Raw genomic sequence first — 15,994 nt, forward strand, 5'->3', positions numbered from 1 at the left:
CGTACCCTGTCGAGGTGACCTGGATGCGGAAGCGTGACCACAATGTCTTCACCAACGCCGCGTCGCTGCTGATCTGTGGGCTGCTGGCCGGTGTGGTGGTTGCCGCGGCCGCGTTCCCCGCAGTGGCGATGTCCGGGCTGGCCGCCAAGGCCGGCGCGGAGACGTTCGACAAGCTGCCCACCGAGCTGACCGTCAAGAAGGCCCCGCAGATCAGCTACCTCTACGCCTCTGACGGCAAGACCCCGCTCGCCACCATGTACGACGAGAACCGCCGCGACGTGCCGCTCAAGGATGTCGCGCCGGTGGTCGCGCAGGCGCTGATCGCCGCCGAGGACAAGCGCTTCTACGAGCACAACGGCGTCGACGTCAACGGCGTCGCCCGGGCGTTCGTGGCCAACAACCAGGCCGGGGTCACCACCCAGGGTGCGTCCACGCTCACCATGCAGTACGTCCGGCTCACCATCGCCTACTCGGCGACGCATCCGCAGGACGTCGTGGCGGCCACTGAGGACACCAGCATCCGGAAGGTCCGCGAGATGCGGTACGCCCTGCAACTCGACGCCGACCTGACCAAGGACCAGATCCTGGAGGGCTACCTCAACATCGCCCCGTTCGGCAACGGTGCGTACGGCATCTTCGCCGCCAGCCAGGTGTACTTCGGCAAGCACCCGAAGAACCTGAAGCTCGAAGAGGCGGCGATGCTGGCCGGGATGGTCAAGGCCCCGTCGGACAACGACCCGACCACCAAGAGCGGCTACCCGGAGGCGCTCAACCGGCGCAACTGGGTCCTCGACCAGATGGTCGAGACCAAGGCGATCACGCTGGAGGAGGCCGAGAAGGCCAAGGCGATCAAGCTTGTCGTCAAGGACAAGCGCACCCCGAACGGCTGCGTCGACGTCGGCAAGAACGACTGGGGCTTCTTCTGCGACTTCTTCTACCGCTGGTGGATGCAGCAGGAGACCTTCGGCCGCACCCAGTACGACCGGGAGCGGCGGCTCAAGAGCGGCGGCTACACCGTCGTCACCACCCTGGACGCCAAGACGCAGGACGCGGCCAAGAGGGCCGTCGAGCGCAACGTCAAGACGGGCAAGAAGGAAGCCATGATGGTGGCGGCGATCGAGCCCGGCACCGGACGGGTCCGCGCGCTGGCGGTGAACCGGAACTACAAGCTCGACGACCCGAACAAGCCGGCGAACAAGATCAGCACGAACCCGGCGAAAAAGAAGAAGAAGATCCGGGGTACCTACCCGAACACCACCAACCCGCTGCTGACCGGCGGCGGCGACATCACCGGCTACCAGGCCGGCTCGACCTTCAAGATCTTCACTGTGGTGGCGGCGCTGGAGAACGGCTACCCGCTGGAGACCACCATCAACGCCAAGCCGGTCGCCCAGACGAAGTACATCGTCGAATACAACTCCCCGGCCGCCTGTCCCGGCACCAACAAGTACTGCCCGCAGAACGCCAGCGCGAGCATGGCGGGCGTACACAACATGTGGAGCGCGTTCGGTGCCTCGGTGAACACCTACTTCGTGCCGCTACAGGAGCGGGTCGGCGCGGCCAAGGTGGTGGACGCGGCGAAGCGAATGGGCATCACGTTCCGGGCCAGTAACGACGCCAACTTCGCCGCCACCAAGCAGATGGCGAACGGCTGGGGCGCGTTCACCCTCGGCGTCTCCCAGACGACCCCGCTGGAGCTGGCCAACGCGTACGCCACGCTGGCCGCCGACGGCAAGTACTGTGAGCCGATCCCGGTGCAGCTGATCCGGGACCAGGAGGGCAACAAGCTCGACATCGCCAACCCGCGCTGCTCCCAGAACATCAAGCCCGAGGTGGCTCGGGCGGCCGTGGACGCGGCCCGCTGCCCGGTCGGCGACAACTCGTCGACCTCACGCTGCAAGGGGCGTACGGCCGGAAACGTCCGGGGCATCGTCGGCAAGCCGGTCGCCGGCAAGAGCGGTACCACCGACAGTGAGAAGACCGCCTCGCTGGTCGTGATGACCAAGCAGCTCGCGGTCGCCGGCATCCTCGCCGACCCGGACTGGGCCGAGACCACGCAGAACATGGGGCACAACGAGCCGGGCGGCGTCAACCACGCCGTCTACCAGACGCTCCGGGACGCGATGAAAGGCAAGCCCTCGATCCAGTTCACTCCGCCCGGCGGGAAGATCGTCAACGGCGACCAGCGGAGCATCCCGAACGTCAAGTGCCAGCCGGTCCAGTCCGCCCTCTCCCGGATCAGGGGCGCGGGCTTCGAGGCCGAGGTCGGCGGCCAGGTCGACTCGACCTGCCCGGCCGGCACGGCGGCCGGCACCAGCCCCGACGGTCGGACGATCAAGGGTGGGACGGTGGTCGTCGAGGTCAGCAACGGCAAGGCGCCGGCCGGTGGCCCCGGCGGTCCCGGGGCCGGGGGTCCCGGCGGCCCCGGCGGCCCCCGGCCACCCGGCCGCCGCTGAGCCGATCGGTCGTGGTGCAGCCCACCGGCTGACGCCGCGCCGAACAGTCACGACGACAACGGGCGGGCATCCCCAGTCTGGGGATGCCCGCCCGTCGCGCATCGACTGTCGCGAGTTCGCCGTCTTCGTGCGGTGTCGCCCGCGACCCGCTGGGCTGGCGCGCGGCCGTCAGCCGGCGCCGAGCTGCCGGCGTACCTCCGCGGCCACCCGACCGCCCTCGGCCCGGCCCGCCACCGCGGCCTGGGCCGCCTTCATCGCCGGGCCCATCTGGCCGCGCTCGGTGAACCCGCCGGCGGCCAGCGCACCCGCGACCAGCTCGGTCAGTTCCTCGTCGGCGAGCTGCTTCGGCAGGTACCGGTCCAGCACCTCGCCCTCGGCCCGCTCCCGCTCCGCCTGCTCGGCCCGCCCGGCGTCGCCGAAGGCGGTGGCCGCCTCGCGGCGCTTCTTGGCCTCCTTGGTGAGCACCGCCAGCACCTCGGAGTCGGAGAGCTCCCGCTTCTCCTTGCCGGCGACCTCGGCGGTGCCGATCGCCGCCAGCGCCATCCGCAGCGTCGAGGTGGTCAGCTCGTCACGAGCCTTCAGCGCGGTACGCATGTCCGCGGTCAGGAGGTCCTTCAAGGTGCCCATGGACGGTCAAACTACCCTGAGCGGCATGCGAAAGCGCACAGTATTCCGGCTGGCCGCCGGTATGGCCGTCGCGGGCGGTGCCGCCCTGGCGTACGCCTCGCTCGTCGAGCGGAACATGTTCACCCTGCGCCGGTACGACGTACCCGTGCTCGCCACCGACGCCGAGCCGCTGCGCATCCTGCACCTCTCGGACCTGCACATGATGCCGGACCAGCGCCGCAAGCAGTCCTGGGTCGCCTCGCTGGCCGCCACCGACCCGGATCTGGTGGTGGTCACCGGGGACAACCTGGCACACCCCGACGCGGTTCCCGGGGCGCTGCGGGCGCTGCAACCGATGCTCGACTACCCCGGTGCCTTCGTGTTCGGCTCGAACGACTATCGGGGACCGGTCTGGAAGAACCCGTTCAGCTACCTGCTGCCCGAGCGGGAGTACGTGCAGGGCGTCGAGTTGCCCGCCGAGGACCTGCGGGAGGTGCTGGTCGGCGCCGGCTGGGCGGACCTGAACAACGCCCGTACGTCGATCAAGGCCGGCGGCCGGCAGATCGAGCTGGTCGGCGTCGACGACCCGCACGTCGAACGGGACGACTACGCCTCGGTCGCCGGGCAGGTCCCGCCGCAGGCCGACCTCGCCATCGGGGTCACCCACTCGCCCGAGCCCCGGGTGCTGGACGAGATGGCCGCCGACGGCTTCACCCTGCTGCTCGCCGGCCACACCCACGGCGGCCAGGTCCGGGTCCCGCTGGTCGGCGCGCTGACCACCAACTGCGGGCTGCCCCGCTCGATGGCCCGCGGCCTGCACCGCTGGCCCGAGACGGACGCCTGGCTGCACGTATCCGCCGGCCTCGGTACCCACCCCACCGCCCCGGTACGGTTCGCCTGCCGACCGGAGGCGTCGCTGCTGACCCTGATCCCGCGCTGACCTGCCCGCGCTCAGCGGCCGGTGTGGGCCGGGACGCACCGGGCGGGATACCGAATTTGCCCGGCGGGGCGGGTGGGCTACTATTGCTCGGCACGCCTCGGGGTGTGGCGCAGCTTGGTAGCGCGCTTCGTTCGGGACGAAGAGGTCGTCGGTTCGAATCCGGCCACCCCGACAAAGGTGAGGCCCTGACCAGCGGAAACGCAGGTCAGGGCCTCATGACTATCTATGGGATTGTGAGTCACCCCCGAACCCCCACAAACAACAGGACGCGACCACGTTCGTCAGCGGGTGCGCTGCCCCGTGATGCGGAAGCGCCAGGCGTCCGCTGGGCTACGCGGCCTCGACGGTCCATGATCAGGGTCCTCAGCGCCCTTGTCGCCAGGTCAGCGGTTGGCCGAGGTCCCGACTTGCCCGGCGTGGGCTGTTGCCACTTCCCGATGGCCGAGCGAACGCCGTCCAGTTGCTCCGTTTCTAGGGCGACCACCTTGCGGGCTCGGGTTACGTAGTCGACCAGTCTCGCGGGTGGGGTTGGTCGTCAGTGCGCCACGACGGACGGCCAGGGCGAGCATCTGTCCGAGGACGACCTTTGCGCCTCTGGCGGCTGACGGGCGGTCCTCGGCGACTTGCACAGGAACTTTCTCCGGCAAGCACCGGCGGCACGGCGTCAACGTCCAGGTCCTCGCCGACTGAGCGGGCCGCCTGATCTGGGCGTCGGCCGCCCTGACCGTAACCCCAAACCGCTGAACAAGCGGCCCATCCCCGAGTACGGCAACCGCACGACCATACCGACGATCACCGACTTGGTCGAGAGAATTCGAGCTCACAGCCTGTACGACAGGGTTCTGGCACGGTACCTGCCGAGCATGCGGTCGCCAACCTCAAGATTCGCTCTGGTTCCACATCGATCGGCGAAAAACCGTATGCGCGGATGCGAACATATGCGCCAACAGGGCCCGGTGATCACCGAGGGCTCGACCAGTGGAGAGGAACCGCCTTGTCGAAGGTCGGCCGAAAGTCGTTGGCAGTCGCGTTCAGTACATTCGCCGTCGCCGGAGCACTCGCCGTGCCAACTCCGGCCTACGCCTGCGGAGTCAGTGTCACGTACGACTCGTGGCGTCACATCTCGGACACGACCTGGCAACGCAAGTGGACGTGGGGCTTCTTCAACTGCAGCTCGGGTACGGTGAAGCGCAAGGTCGTGGTGAACAACGGCCCGGACAGCTCCTGCTACTCGATCTCGCCGAGGGCCACCCGCAGCTTCACCGCGTACGAGTCCAACACCGCCGGATATCGCATCAACCAGTACCAGAGCACCGCCACCTGCTAGTCGCATCCGGTCGGCCACTCCCGTTTCCGGCAGCAGCGGTAAGCACGTCGCTCAAACGCCGAGACGGGAAAAACGGATAGCGGCGATGTCGCAGCGAGCCCCTGGTTGCTTCTCGTTGAGGAGCGACCCGGGGCCACCTGTACGTGAATTACCAAATCATTTCGGCGATTTCCGCCTGCACCAGTGCCGCCACTCATCCGAGCCGATCCGACCCGACGGAGAATCGCGCGGTCGAGCGGGGAGCGGGGGGAGCGGGAGCTACGGCGCGCTGTACGCCTCGGCGCGGTCAACGGTCGGCTGCACCGTGCTGGCGATCGACCGGCTCCGCTCGTTCAGCGCCGCGGGCGAGGCGAGCTGAGGCCCCCGGGCCGCTGCCTGCGGCGTCCCGCCCTCCTCCCGGGAGCGCCCCGCCGTTGCCTTGCCTGGCCCGACCTCTCGGACGGCTACTCGGATGCAGCTACTCGGGCACGGCTACTCGGAAGCAGCTACTCGGGCACGGCTACGGGAACGCGGTCGGGAACGGCTTCTCGGAACGGCCCCGGGAATAGTGGTCCGCAACGGCTTCTCAGGAAGCGGTCAGGAAGTGTTCGGCCGCCAGTCAGCTCGGCCCGGCAGGATCCCCCGGTGTGCGCTACGACGAGACGGCGACGACGGTCCCCGGCGGGGCGGCGGGGCCGGCGGCGACGCGATGGCGGTGACGGCGGCGGCGCTGCCCGGCGCCGTCCCGCGCCGGCCGGAGGCGCGGCTCCTGGTGGTGGAGGACGAGCCGGACATCCGGGAGCTGCTCGGTAGCAGCCTCCGGTACGCGGGCTTCGACGTGGCGGCGGCGTCCACCGGGGCGCAGGCGGTCGACGCCGCCCGGCGATGCCGGCCGGACCTGGTCGTGCTGGACGTGATGCTGCCGGATCTGGACGGGTTCGAGGTGGTCCGGCGGCTGCGTTCCGGCGGCGATCGGGTTCCGGTGCTGTTCCTGACGGCGCGTGGTGCGGTCGACGACCTGGTACGCGGGCTGACGCTCGGGGCCGACGACTACGTCGCGAAGCCGTTCAGCTTCGAGGAACTGCTGGCACGGATCCGGGCGGTGCTGCGGCGATTCCGCGACGGTGGGTGTCCGGTGCCCGTCCGGCTCGCGGTTGGCGGGATCGAGCTGGACGAGGAGACCCACGAGGTGTGGCGGCAGGGTCTCCCGGTGGCGCTGTCACCGACCGAGTTCGCCCTGCTGCGGTACCTGATGACGAACGTGGGCCGGGTGCTGTCCAAGGCGCAGATCCTCGACCACGTCTGGCGGTACGACTTCGGCGGTGACAGCGGGATCGTCGAGAAGTACGTGTCGGCGCTGCGCCGCAAGGTCGACATCGCCGACCCACCGTTGATCCACACCATCCGCGGTGTGGGCTACGCGCTCCGGAGACCCCCGGACGCCCGATGATCGCGCGCTCCGGTCCGGGGCGGCCACCACGCTTGCGGGGCGGCACCACACTGCGATTCAGGCTGACCGCGGCGTCGGCGCTGCTGGTGGCGGTCGCGTTGACGGTCATGGGCGTGGCCACCGTCGCGGGGCTGCACACCTACCTGCTCGGGCGGGTCGATGTCCAACTGCGCGACGCGGCGGCCCGGGTGGCTGACGACCTGACCGACGACCGCCCGGCGCCCGACGGCGTACTGCTGGTGCGGGTCCCCAGCGACGTCGTGGTGATGCTGGTCGACAGTGCCGGAAACCCCCGGTCCGGTACGCCCGCGCCCGACCCGGCCGGTTCCGCGCCCCACCCGGCCCGGCTACGAGCCGCGGTGGCACGGCCGAATCGACCCGTCACCGTACCGGCGCGTTCCGGAGACCAGAGCTGGCGGGTGCTGGCCCTGCCGCCCGGCGACGGTACGCACACCGTCGTCGTGGCGATGAGTCTGGCGGATCTGCGCCGTACGGTGTCGACCCTCATCAACGTCGTCCTGGCGACGGGCGGCGCGACCGTGCTGGCCCTGGCCGCGGCCGGTGCCGCGATCGTCCGGGCCAGTCTGCGCCCGCTCGCGGGAATCGAGCGCACCGCCGAGGCGATCGCCGCTGGTGACCTCTCGAGACGCGTCGACGGCGGCACCACGTCGGCCACCGAGGTGGGCCGGCTGGGGCGCGCGCTCAACGGGATGCTGACCCAGATCGAGTCGGCCGCCCGGGCGAGAGAGGCCTCGGAGGCCAGCGCCCGCCGGTCGGAGGAGCGGATGCGCCGGTTCATCGCCGACGCGGGCCACGAACTGCGTACGCCGCTGACCGTGATCAGAGGATTCGCCGAGCAACTGCGGCGGCGGGGACCCGCCGACCCGGACGACGCGGCGCGGGTGCTGACGCACATCGAGACGACCACGGAACGGATGGCACTGCTCGTCGACGATCTGCTGCTACTGGCCGCGCTGGACGAGCAACGTCCCCTGGCGCAGCACCCGGTCGACCTGCTCGCCCTGGTCGTCGACGCGGTACGCGAGGCGGCGGTGCTCGGGCCGGACCGCCGGATCACGCTGACCGCGGACGACGGGGCGGCGTACCTGGTGCGCGGTGACGACGCCCGGCTGCGCCAGGTCATCGGCAACCTGACCAGCAACGCGCTGGTGCACACCCCGGCGCGAACACCGGTGTCGGTGCGCCTGGGGGCCGGGACGCTGGCGGGGGCACCGGCGGCGGTGCTGGAGGTGGCCGACCAGGGGCCGGGCCTGGCGGGCGACCAGGCCGAGCGGGTCTTCGAACGCTTCTACCGGGTCGATCGCGGCCGGCCCCGACCGGACCGGGGCGGTGGGCGCAGCGGCGGCAGCGGGCTCGGGCTGGCCATCGTCGCCGCGTTGGTGGCGGCACATCGTGGCACCGTCACTGTGGTCAGCGCGCCCGGGCAGGGTGCGACCTTCCGGGTGACGCTGCCCCTCGCGCCGGGCTGACCCGGCCTCGGGCGCCATGCCGGCCCCGCGCCGGGCGGTCCTCACGGACGCCTCGCCTGGCCGACCGCGGTCCCTCACGGACGCCTCGCCTGGCCGACAGCGGTCCCTCACGGACACCCCCGCCCGGCCAACCGGAGTCCTCACGGGCGCCTGGCCCGGCCGGCATCGGCCGCGGCGGTAAGGAAACCTTCGGCCGGCGGTCCGGGACGGGTCAGGTTGGCCATCCACCGTGGACACGTGCCCAGGTGGGCGCGACCGCGGGTCCGGAGCGGGATATCCGGCGGGAGGTTGTTCGATGACACGACTTCGACGGGCCGGGTTGATTCTCGGCGTCGTGCTGGCGACGGCGGCGGCGGGTTGCGGTGCCGGTACCGGCAGCACCGGCGACGAGGCGGCCGCCAGCGCCACTCCGGGCAGCGGGGAGAACCTGGCCAACTGGATGCGGTGCATGCGGGAACACGGCGTCACGGTGGAGGACCCTCGGGAGAGCGGCCGGTTCGCCGCCGACACCGAGGGGATCAGCGCGGAGACGCTGGAGCAGGCGCAGCAGGCCTGCCGGCAGTACGTCCAGGCGGCGGCGGGTGATCGGCCGAACGCATCGGACCCGGAGGTGATGGCCAAGTACCTCGACTTCGCGCGCTGCATGCGGGAACGCGGCGTCGACCTGCCCGATCCGGTGGCGGATGCGAACGGCGAGGTCACGCTCGCTCCGCGAACCGATCCGAAGTCGTCACTGTATGTCGACGCGGAGCAGGCGTGCCGGTCGCTCCTGCCCGGCGCCGGCGTGGGCGCCCGATGAGGCGGCTCCTCCTCATCGGGGCGGTGGTGCTCGGCACGGTCCTCGCCGGGGTCGCCGTGGCGACCAGGGCGGCCGAGTCCGACCCCGCGCCGACGGTCAAGAACGACGCGACGGCGCCGGTCCTCCGCACCGATCTGGTGGACACGAAGACGGTCACCGGAACGGTGCGGTTCGCCGACCAGCGCACGCTCACCGCGGTACGGGCGGGTACCGTCACCGCGGTCGCCAGCGCCGGCACGGTCGTCAAGGCCGGACACTCGCTCTACTCCCTGGATCGCATGCCGACCGTGCTGCTGCGCGGCAGCGTACCGATGTACCGGACGCTGGCCCCGGGCGTGCCGGACGGGCCGGACGTCGCCCAGCTGGAGGCGGGACTGCGGGCCCTGGGGCACGGCGCAGGGCTGACGGTGGACCGGCGCTTCACGGCGGCGACCGCGCGGGCGGTGCGGGCGTGGCAGGCCAGGCTCGGCGTCCCGGCGACCGGCAGCGTCGGGGTGGAGCGGGTGGTGTTCCTGCCCCAGGACGTCCGTGTCGTCGCCGCTGCCGTGACGGTTGGCGCGCGGGTGCGCCCGGCTGCCGGACTCCTCACCGTGGGCAGTACCCAGCGGGTGGTCACGATCAGAGTGGACGTGGCCGACCAGCACCTTCTCGGCCAGGGCGCCGAGGTCACGGTACGTCTGCCCGGCGGAGTCGACGTGCCCGCCAGGATCGACGAGGTCGGTCTGGTCGCCGCTGCCGACGGAACGGCCGACTCCGCCGACGACGGGGGCACCGACGTCCCGGCCACCATCTCGGCGGAGCTGGGCCTGGACGACCAGAGCAAGGTCCAGGTCCCGGACCAGACGCCGGTCGTGGTCGCGCTCAGGAGCCAGACCCGCGCCGGCGTGCTGTCGGTGCCGGTCGAGGCGCTGCTGGCGATGCGCGAGGGCGGTTACGCCGTCGAGGTGGTCCAGGCGGGGACGGCCCGTACGGTGCCGGTACGGGTCGGGATGTTCGCCGGTGGTCGAGTGGAGATCACCGACAGCGACCTGACCGAGGGCGCGCAGGTACGGGTGCCGGCGTCATGACCACCCCGATGGTCGAACTGTCGGCGGTGCGGCGGCGCTACCCCGGGGGCGTGGGCGCGCTTCGCGGCATCGACCTGACGATCATGTCCGGTGAGATGGTGGCGATCGTCGGCCCGTCCGGTTCGGGAAAGTCCACCCTGCTGAACATCATCGGCACCCTGGACCGGCCGACCAGCGGGACCGTCCGGGTCGCCGGTCAGCTCACCGGCACGCTGTCCGATCGGCAACTCTCCGCGCTGCGGGCGCACCGCATCGGCTTCGTCTTCCAGCAGTTCCACCTCGCCCCCGCGATGTCCGCGCTGGACAACGTGGCCGACGGCCTGCTCTACACCGGCACGCCCCGGAGCACGCGGCGGGCCAGGGCGACCGAGGCGCTCCGCCAGGTCGGGCTGGAGCGTCGACTCACCCACCGGCCGGCCCAGTTGTCCGGCGGCGAGCAACAGCGGGTCGCGGTGGCTCGGGCCGTCGTCGGCGAACCACCGCTGCTGCTCGCCGACGAGCCCACCGGAAACCTCGACACCGCCGCCGGGGCAGGCGTCCTGGCCCTGCTGCGGAAGCTGCACGCGGCCGGTACGACCGTCGTGATCATCACCCACGCGACCGATGTGGCAGCCGCGGCGCAGCGGCAGATCCAGGTGCGGGACGGCCAGATCGTGGCCGACATCAGTGAGGAGTACCGACCATGACTGCGGCTTCCACGCTGCCGCCCGCCCGGCAGACGGCCGCTGACCTGCTCCGACTTGGCGTCGCCGGGATGCGGGCACGCCCGCTGAGGGCCGTCCTCGCCTCGCTCGGGATCGCCATCGGCATCGCCTCCATGGTCGCGGTGGTCGGTATCTCCTCGTCCAGTCAGGCGGATCTCCTCCGTCAGCTCGATCGGCTTGGTACCAACCTGCTGACCGTCAAGCCGGGCCAGTCACTCTCCGGGGAGAACGCGGAACTCCCACCCCAGTCGCTGTCGATGGTAGGCCGGGTCGCCGGGGTGGACGCCGCGAGCGCCGTCGGCGACCTCAAGGCCAGCGTGTACCGCACCGACCAGGTCCCCGCCGAGCAGACCGGCGGGATATCGGTACGCGCCGTAACCCTGGATCTGCCCGTCACCCTGCGCGGCACCCTCGACGCGGGCACCTGGCTCAACGAGGCGACCGCGCGCTATCCGACGACGGTGCTCGGCAGCATCGCCGCCGAGCAGCTCGGGATCGACTCGCCCGGCGCCCAGGTCTGGCTGGGAGAGCGCTGGTTCACCGTACTGGGAGTGCTCGCGCCGGTCCCGCTCGCGCCCGGCCTGGACCGGGCGGCCCTCGTCGGCTGGTCCGTGGCCGTCGACCTGCTCGCCTTCGACGGTCACCCCACGACGATCTACGTCCGCTCGGCAGCCGACGCCGTGCCGACCGTGCGTGCCCTGCTGCCGCGTACGGTGAATCCGGAGTACCCCGAGCAGGTCACCGTCAGCCGGCCGTCCGACGCGCTCGCCGCCCGGGCGGCGGCGGTCGGTGCGTTCACCGGTCTGCTGCTCGGGCTCGGTGCGGTGGCCCTCGTCGTCGGCGCCGTCGGGATCGCCAACACGATGATCGTCTCCGTGCTGGAGCGGCGCCGTGAGATCGGCCTGCGCCGCTCGCTCGGCGCGACGAGAACCCACATCAGGTCCCAGTTCCTGGCCGAGTCGGTGCTGCTGTCCCTGCTCGGCGGCGGCGCGGGCACCCTGCTCGGCGCCGTGGTCACCACGTGGTACGCCCTGGCCCGAAACCTGCCCGTGGTCGTGCCCGCCTGGGCCGTCGCCGGGTCGGTGTCGGTGACGCTGCTCATCGGCGCCCTCGCCGGCATCTACCCCGCCATGCGGGCGGCTCGGCTCTCGCCGACCGTCACCCTGTCCACCATCTGACCGAAGGACGTGATCATGTCTACGTTCGACTCCCGACCCGTGCTGACCCGGCGTGCCCTGTTGGGCTCCGCCGCCGCAACCGGGCTGGCGGCGCTGGTGCCGGCCCCCGTGACGGCCCGCACCCGTACGCTGGGCTACCCGTTCACGCTCGGAGTCGCCTCGGGCGACCCGACCTCCGACGCGGTGGTGCTGTGGACCCGCCTCGCGCCGCGACCGCTCGACCGGGACGGCGGCATGCCGGCCCGGCCCGTGGAGGTGTACTGGGAGATCGCGACCGATCCACACCTGCGGACGGTGGTCCAGCGTGGAGTCTGCGCGGCCAGGCCGGAACTGGGGCACTCCGTGCACGTCGAGCCGCGCGGGCTCGGCGCCCACCGGGAGTACTGGTACCGGTTCCGGGTCGACGGTCACCTTTCCGAGATCGGCCGGACCCGGACCCTGCCGGCGCCCGGATCGTCGCCCTCGGCGCTGCGCTTCGCGGTCGCCTGCTGCCAGAACTACCAGACCGGCTACTACACCGCCTACCGCTCACTGGCCGCCGAACGGCCCGACCTGGTCCTGTTCCTCGGCGACTACATCTACGAGTACCCGCCCCGGGGCGACCGGGACGTCCGGCCGCTGCTCGGCGGGGAGCCGGTCGACCTGGCCGGATACCGGGCGCGTTACGCCCAGTACCGCGCCGATCCCGACCTGCGGGCCGCGCACGCCGCCGCCCCGTTCGGCACGGTCTGGGACGACCACGAGGTCAAGAACGACTACGCCGGCCCCGTTCCGCAACCCTCCAGCGATCCGGACGTGGTGGCGGCGTTCGGTGCCCGGCGTGCCGCGGCGTACCAGGCCTTCTACGAGCACGTGCCGATGCGCCGCCCGGCCGGCGCCACGGACTTTTCCACGCTGCGCGTGTACCAGCGACTCCGGGTCGGCGAGCTGGCCACCATCAATCTGCTCGACACCCGGCAGTACCGCTCGGACCAGCCCTGTGACGACGGGACCGGACACGGCAACCTGAAGATCGACGACACCTGCGCCGAACGGGACGACCCCGCCCGGACGATCCTCGGCGCGCAGCAGCGCGCCTGGTTGCTCGACGGCCTCGCCAGGTCGGACACCCGGTGGAACCTGATCGCCCAACAGATGCTCTTCGCCGAGCTGCGCATGGCGGAGGAGCAGAATCCCGGCCGGCTCGTCATGGAGGCCGACGGTTGGGACGGCTACACCGCGGACCGACGTCTCATTCTCGACCACCTGCGGTCCCGGAGCGTCTCGAACCCGGTCGTGTTCAGCGGCGACATCCACGATCACGCCGTGGCCGACCTGCCCGCCGACTTCGCCGATCCGACGGCTCGGGTGGTGGCGACGGAGTTCGTGGCCGGGGCGATCAGCAGCCCCAGCTTCGGCACCACCACCGGCGCCGCCGACCACAACCCGCACCTGAGGTTCGGCTCGGAACGCAACGGCTACCTCTCGGTCAGGCTGACTCCGGAGCGGATGGAGACCGAGGTCCGCAGCATGTATCCGCCGGAGGGCGTCCGGTACGTCACGCCGGACGCGGAATGCCGTACGGAGGCACGCTTCGTCGTACTGGACGGCCGGCCGGGGGCCCAGCCGGGCTGAGCGACGCCCGCGGCCCGCCCGGAGTGGATCTTCCCGTGATCCTTTTCCTGGGCAGCAAGCCGGACGACCGGTAGCTGATTCGGTAAGCGGAAGTCGTGTCCTCTTGTGCTACCTGGCCAACCAAGTGAGTGACCGCCGGTGGGGGCCGGTTCGGCCGGAGGCAGTTGATCAAGCCGCTAACATCGCTGTCCATGACCGAGGCACCGTTTCTGCACGCCACCCGCGAGTCCTACGACGTGCTGTCCTTCGACCACCTGGACGTCGTCGCCACCGACCTGAGCCGCCTGCCGCTGGAGCGGGCGCTGTTGGCCGTCTTCGCCGAGTGGGTCCAGGCGACCGGCAACACCGTGGTCGCGGATATCGGCTGCGGACCCGGCCGACTGACGAACGCCCTGCACGAGCACGGTCTCAGCGCCTTCGGTGTCGACCTGTCTCCCGAGATGATCGCAGTGGCCAGGCGGACCTACCCCGGTCTGCGGTTCGAGGTGGGGTCGATGCTGGCACTGGACATCCCCGACGCGTCCCTCGGCGGCCTCCTCGCCAACTATTCGATCATTCACGTTCCCTGGGAGTACCGCTCCCAGGTGTTCGCGGAATTCCATCGGACGCTGGCCCCGGGCGGGCAGTTGATGCTCGCCTTCCAGATCGGTGACGACCGCAGGCACTACGACGGGGTCGACGACCTGACGTTCTCGCTCGACTTCTACCGGCAACAACCCGAGGAGGTCGCCAAGCTGCTCGACAAGGCGGGGTTCGAGGTCCGGGTGAAGACCATCCGGGCGCCGGACTCCGAGCGGGAGGTGACCCAGCAGGGCCACCTGCTCGCCCGCAAACCCGTCGACGCCGGATAGTCCCCAGTCGGCCCGGGGTGGATCAGATCCACCCTGGGCCGACAGCGGCAGTTAGCCGCGGGTGATCAGCGACTGGAAGGCCGCCCGGACGTTGGCGGCGGATGCGGTGACATACACCTCGGACGGCGGGCCGATATCGATGAGGCCGGTGTAGCGGGTGTATTTGAGCACCCTCGGGCAGCTTGCGCCGCTGATCTGCAGTTTGCCGTTCACCACGAGCTTCCCGGTCCGGAGTTCGTAGGCCTGCACCGGAATCGCGATCTTGCGGAACGCCACGTTGGTGGGGAACAGCCGGGAGATCTTGTTCTCGTAGGGGCAGGTCCGGACGGTGGTTCCGTACTCCTTCTGCCCCACGCAGACGATCAGCACGGCGGCGGTGACCTCGGAGGTCCGCCACGCGGCGGGGAGCCTCTTCGTGTACTCGTCGTCGCCGTAGAACAGGGCGCGGTTCGTCCTCCCCTTGGTGTACGGGGTGGCGGCGCTGTACGGTGCCGGCTTGGTGCAGTACTCGGGTCGGGTGGTGGTCGGCCCCTCAAGCAGGCTGCGGACGTTCGCCAGCTCGATGGCCAGGCCGGCCTGCTTGACTCCCTCGACGGCCCGGGCGCTGAATTCCTGGCCGGGGTACTGGTCGAGAAGCTGCTGATAACGCGTCCGGGCCGCCTCCCAGTTCTTGCTGGCCATCAGGCCGTCGGCGCACCCGACGAGCGCCGTCGGCGCGGTCCGCGCCACGACCTCGGCGGACCGGTCCAGCGTGTTGTTGGTCGGCTGCCGCTGGCGGAGCCAGTCGGTAACCGCGACGGTCTGGCACGGGTCCTTGGTCGGCAGCCTGCCGAGAAACCTGTCCAGGGCGGCGTCGACCATCTTCTGGTGGCCCGGCAGGTCCGCGAGGACCGAGCCGAGACCGTCGAAGCCCGTCTTCAGCCCGTCGGTGTCCCCGGTCAGCCCGGTGGCGAGCTTCTCCTCGGCAGTCCGCAGCCGCTGGCAGGCTTCGACGCTCCGCTCGCCACGGACGGTCAGCGGAGCGTCGGCCACCCGGTGACCGAACGCCACCCGGTCCAGCGCGGTCAGGGCCCGGGCACAGTCGCCGCTCTGCCGGGCTTCGGCGACGGTCCACTCGATCCTCGCCGCGTCGAACCGCAGGAATCCCACGGCCAGCAGCACCGGAACCGTGACGGCGAGCGCGACCAGTCGTTGATCGCGCTGTACGCCACCCTGACGGCGCCCGCCCGCCAGGATCCACGCGTGCACGACGAGCGCCACCCACCAGAGGAGTACGACGACCTCGGCCCAGACCGATCGCGCGCCCCAGACGAGGGAGGCGACGAGTACGGCGCTGACCAGGGTCGCGGCCACGGCCAGCTTGATGCGCCCGAGCATCAGGTAACCGACGCCGATCAGGGAGGCGTTGCCGAGAGCGGCGGCCAGCGGGTCATGGGATCGGTCCGCCGGCTCGCGTTCCAGGTCGGCCTGCGTCACGACGTCCATCGTGGTCCCTCCTCCGTCACGCCAGTTCGATCGGTCGGTCGTCCCGCC

The 15,994-nt window shown here is 71.1% G+C and carries 13 protein-coding genes, 1 tRNA gene and 1 pseudogene; 12 read left to right on the forward strand and 3 right to left on the reverse strand.

Annotated elements, in window-relative coordinates:
• Positions 1-23: 23 nt before the first annotated feature.
• Positions 24-2,456 (forward strand): transglycosylase domain-containing protein, encoded by a 2,433-nt coding sequence (locus AAH979_RS17280; protein WP_346259121.1) that lies wholly within the window; start codon positions 24-26, stop codon positions 2,454-2,456.
• Between the two features lie 168 nt (positions 2,457-2,624).
• Here the strand turns inward: AAH979_RS17280 and AAH979_RS17285 are convergent, their stop codons facing one another.
• Positions 2,625-3,083, reverse strand: coding sequence for a GatB/YqeY domain-containing protein (locus tag AAH979_RS17285; RefSeq protein ID WP_346259122.1), 459 nt, complete (start codon positions 3,081-3,083; stop codon positions 2,625-2,627).
• Between the two features lie 25 nt (positions 3,084-3,108).
• On the opposite strand from AAH979_RS17285, the gene AAH979_RS17290 reads away from it, so the two are divergent.
• Positions 3,109-4,002 (forward strand): metallophosphoesterase, encoded by an 894-nt coding sequence (locus tag AAH979_RS17290; protein WP_346259123.1) that lies wholly within the window; start codon positions 3,109-3,111, stop codon positions 4,000-4,002.
• A gap of 98 nt (positions 4,003-4,100) precedes the next feature.
• A tRNA-Pro gene (locus tag AAH979_RS17295) sits at positions 4,101-4,174 on the forward strand.
• Between the two features lie 204 nt (positions 4,175-4,378).
• Here the strand turns inward: AAH979_RS17295 and AAH979_RS17300 are convergent.
• Positions 4,379-4,628: pseudogene (locus AAH979_RS17300) on the reverse strand (site-specific integrase); the annotation flags it as partial.
• A 392-nt stretch (positions 4,629-5,020) separates the two neighbouring features.
• On the opposite strand from AAH979_RS17300, the gene AAH979_RS17305 reads away from it, so the two are divergent.
• The 9 genes from AAH979_RS17305 (at position 5,021) to AAH979_RS17345 (ending at position 14,461) form a co-directional block, all read left to right on the forward strand.
• Entirely contained in the window at positions 5,021-5,329 is a 309-nt protein-coding gene (locus tag AAH979_RS17305) for a hypothetical protein (RefSeq protein ID WP_346259124.1), read from the forward strand.
• Positions 5,330-6,017: 688 nt separating this feature from the next.
• Entirely contained in the window at positions 6,018-6,758 is a 741-nt protein-coding gene (locus tag AAH979_RS17310) for a response regulator transcription factor (RefSeq protein ID WP_346259125.1), read from the forward strand.
• Entirely contained in the window at positions 6,755-8,248 is a 1,494-nt protein-coding gene (locus AAH979_RS17315; RefSeq protein ID WP_346259126.1) for a HAMP domain-containing sensor histidine kinase, read from the forward strand. The genes AAH979_RS17310 and AAH979_RS17315 overlap by 4 nt, the downstream gene beginning before the upstream one ends.
• 295 nt (positions 8,249-8,543) lie before the next feature.
• Positions 8,544-9,047 carry a hypothetical protein gene (locus AAH979_RS17320; RefSeq protein ID WP_346259127.1) on the forward strand — a complete coding sequence of 168 codons (504 nt, stop codon included), beginning with the start codon at positions 8,544-8,546 and terminating at the stop codon, positions 9,045-9,047.
• Positions 9,044-10,114, forward strand: a complete 1,071-nt coding sequence (locus AAH979_RS17325) for a peptidoglycan-binding protein (protein WP_346259128.1) — start codon at positions 9,044-9,046, stop codon at positions 10,112-10,114. The genes AAH979_RS17320 and AAH979_RS17325 overlap by 4 nt, the downstream gene beginning before the upstream one ends.
• An 8-nt stretch (positions 10,115-10,122) precedes the next feature.
• Positions 10,123-10,800, forward strand: a complete 678-nt coding sequence (locus tag AAH979_RS17330; protein ID WP_346259173.1) for an ABC transporter ATP-binding protein — start codon at positions 10,123-10,125, stop codon at positions 10,798-10,800.
• Positions 10,797-11,996, forward strand: coding sequence for an ABC transporter permease (locus AAH979_RS17335; RefSeq protein ID WP_346259129.1), 1,200 nt, complete (start codon positions 10,797-10,799; stop codon positions 11,994-11,996). The genes AAH979_RS17330 and AAH979_RS17335 overlap by 4 nt, the downstream gene beginning before the upstream one ends.
• Before the next feature lie 15 nt (positions 11,997-12,011).
• A complete protein-coding gene (locus AAH979_RS17340) occupies positions 12,012-13,610 on the forward strand; it encodes an alkaline phosphatase D family protein (protein WP_346259130.1) in 1,599 nt (532 codons plus the stop codon).
• Positions 13,611-13,801: 191 nt separating this feature from the next.
• Positions 13,802-14,461, forward strand: coding sequence for a methyltransferase domain-containing protein (locus AAH979_RS17345; RefSeq protein WP_346259131.1), 660 nt, complete (start codon positions 13,802-13,804; stop codon positions 14,459-14,461).
• A 51-nt stretch (positions 14,462-14,512) separates the two neighbouring features.
• Here the strand turns inward: AAH979_RS17345 and AAH979_RS17350 are convergent, their stop codons facing one another.
• On the reverse strand, positions 14,513-15,946 hold the full coding sequence (locus tag AAH979_RS17350) for a hypothetical protein (protein ID WP_346259132.1): 1,434 nt from the start codon (positions 15,944-15,946) through the stop codon (positions 14,513-14,515).
• Positions 15,947-15,994: the final 48 nt, after the last annotated feature.

Source organism: Plantactinospora sp. ZYX-F-223 (assembly GCF_039649625.1).
GTDB lineage: Bacteria > Actinomycetota > Actinomycetes > Mycobacteriales > Micromonosporaceae > Plantactinospora.

Excerpts from the sequence above, each read along its gene's own strand:
- AAH979_RS17280 (WP_346259121.1), top strand. The coding sequence starts at position 24 with ATGCGGAAGCGTGACCACAATGTCTTCACCAACGCCGCGTCGCTGCTG.
- AAH979_RS17285 (WP_346259122.1), bottom strand. The coding sequence starts at position 3,083 with ATGGGCACCTTGAAGGACCTCCTGACCGCGGACATGCGTACCGCGCTG.
- AAH979_RS17290 (WP_346259123.1), top strand. The coding sequence starts at position 3,109 with ATGCGAAAGCGCACAGTATTCCGGCTGGCCGCCGGTATGGCCGTCGCG.
- AAH979_RS17310 (WP_346259125.1), top strand. The coding sequence starts at position 6,018 with ATGGCGGTGACGGCGGCGGCGCTGCCCGGCGCCGTCCCGCGCCGGCCG.
- AAH979_RS17315 (WP_346259126.1), top strand. The coding sequence starts at position 6,755 with ATGATCGCGCGCTCCGGTCCGGGGCGGCCACCACGCTTGCGGGGCGGC.
- AAH979_RS17320 (WP_346259127.1), top strand. The coding sequence starts at position 8,544 with ATGACACGACTTCGACGGGCCGGGTTGATTCTCGGCGTCGTGCTGGCG.
- AAH979_RS17325 (WP_346259128.1), top strand. The coding sequence starts at position 9,044 with ATGAGGCGGCTCCTCCTCATCGGGGCGGTGGTGCTCGGCACGGTCCTC.
- AAH979_RS17330 (WP_346259173.1), top strand. The coding sequence starts at position 10,123 with ATGGTCGAACTGTCGGCGGTGCGGCGGCGCTACCCCGGGGGCGTGGGC.
- AAH979_RS17335 (WP_346259129.1), top strand. The coding sequence starts at position 10,797 with ATGACTGCGGCTTCCACGCTGCCGCCCGCCCGGCAGACGGCCGCTGAC.
- AAH979_RS17340 (WP_346259130.1), top strand. The coding sequence starts at position 12,012 with ATGTCTACGTTCGACTCCCGACCCGTGCTGACCCGGCGTGCCCTGTTG.
- AAH979_RS17345 (WP_346259131.1), top strand. The coding sequence starts at position 13,802 with ATGACCGAGGCACCGTTTCTGCACGCCACCCGCGAGTCCTACGACGTG.
- AAH979_RS17350 (WP_346259132.1), bottom strand. The coding sequence starts at position 15,946 with ATGGACGTCGTGACGCAGGCCGACCTGGAACGCGAGCCGGCGGACCGA.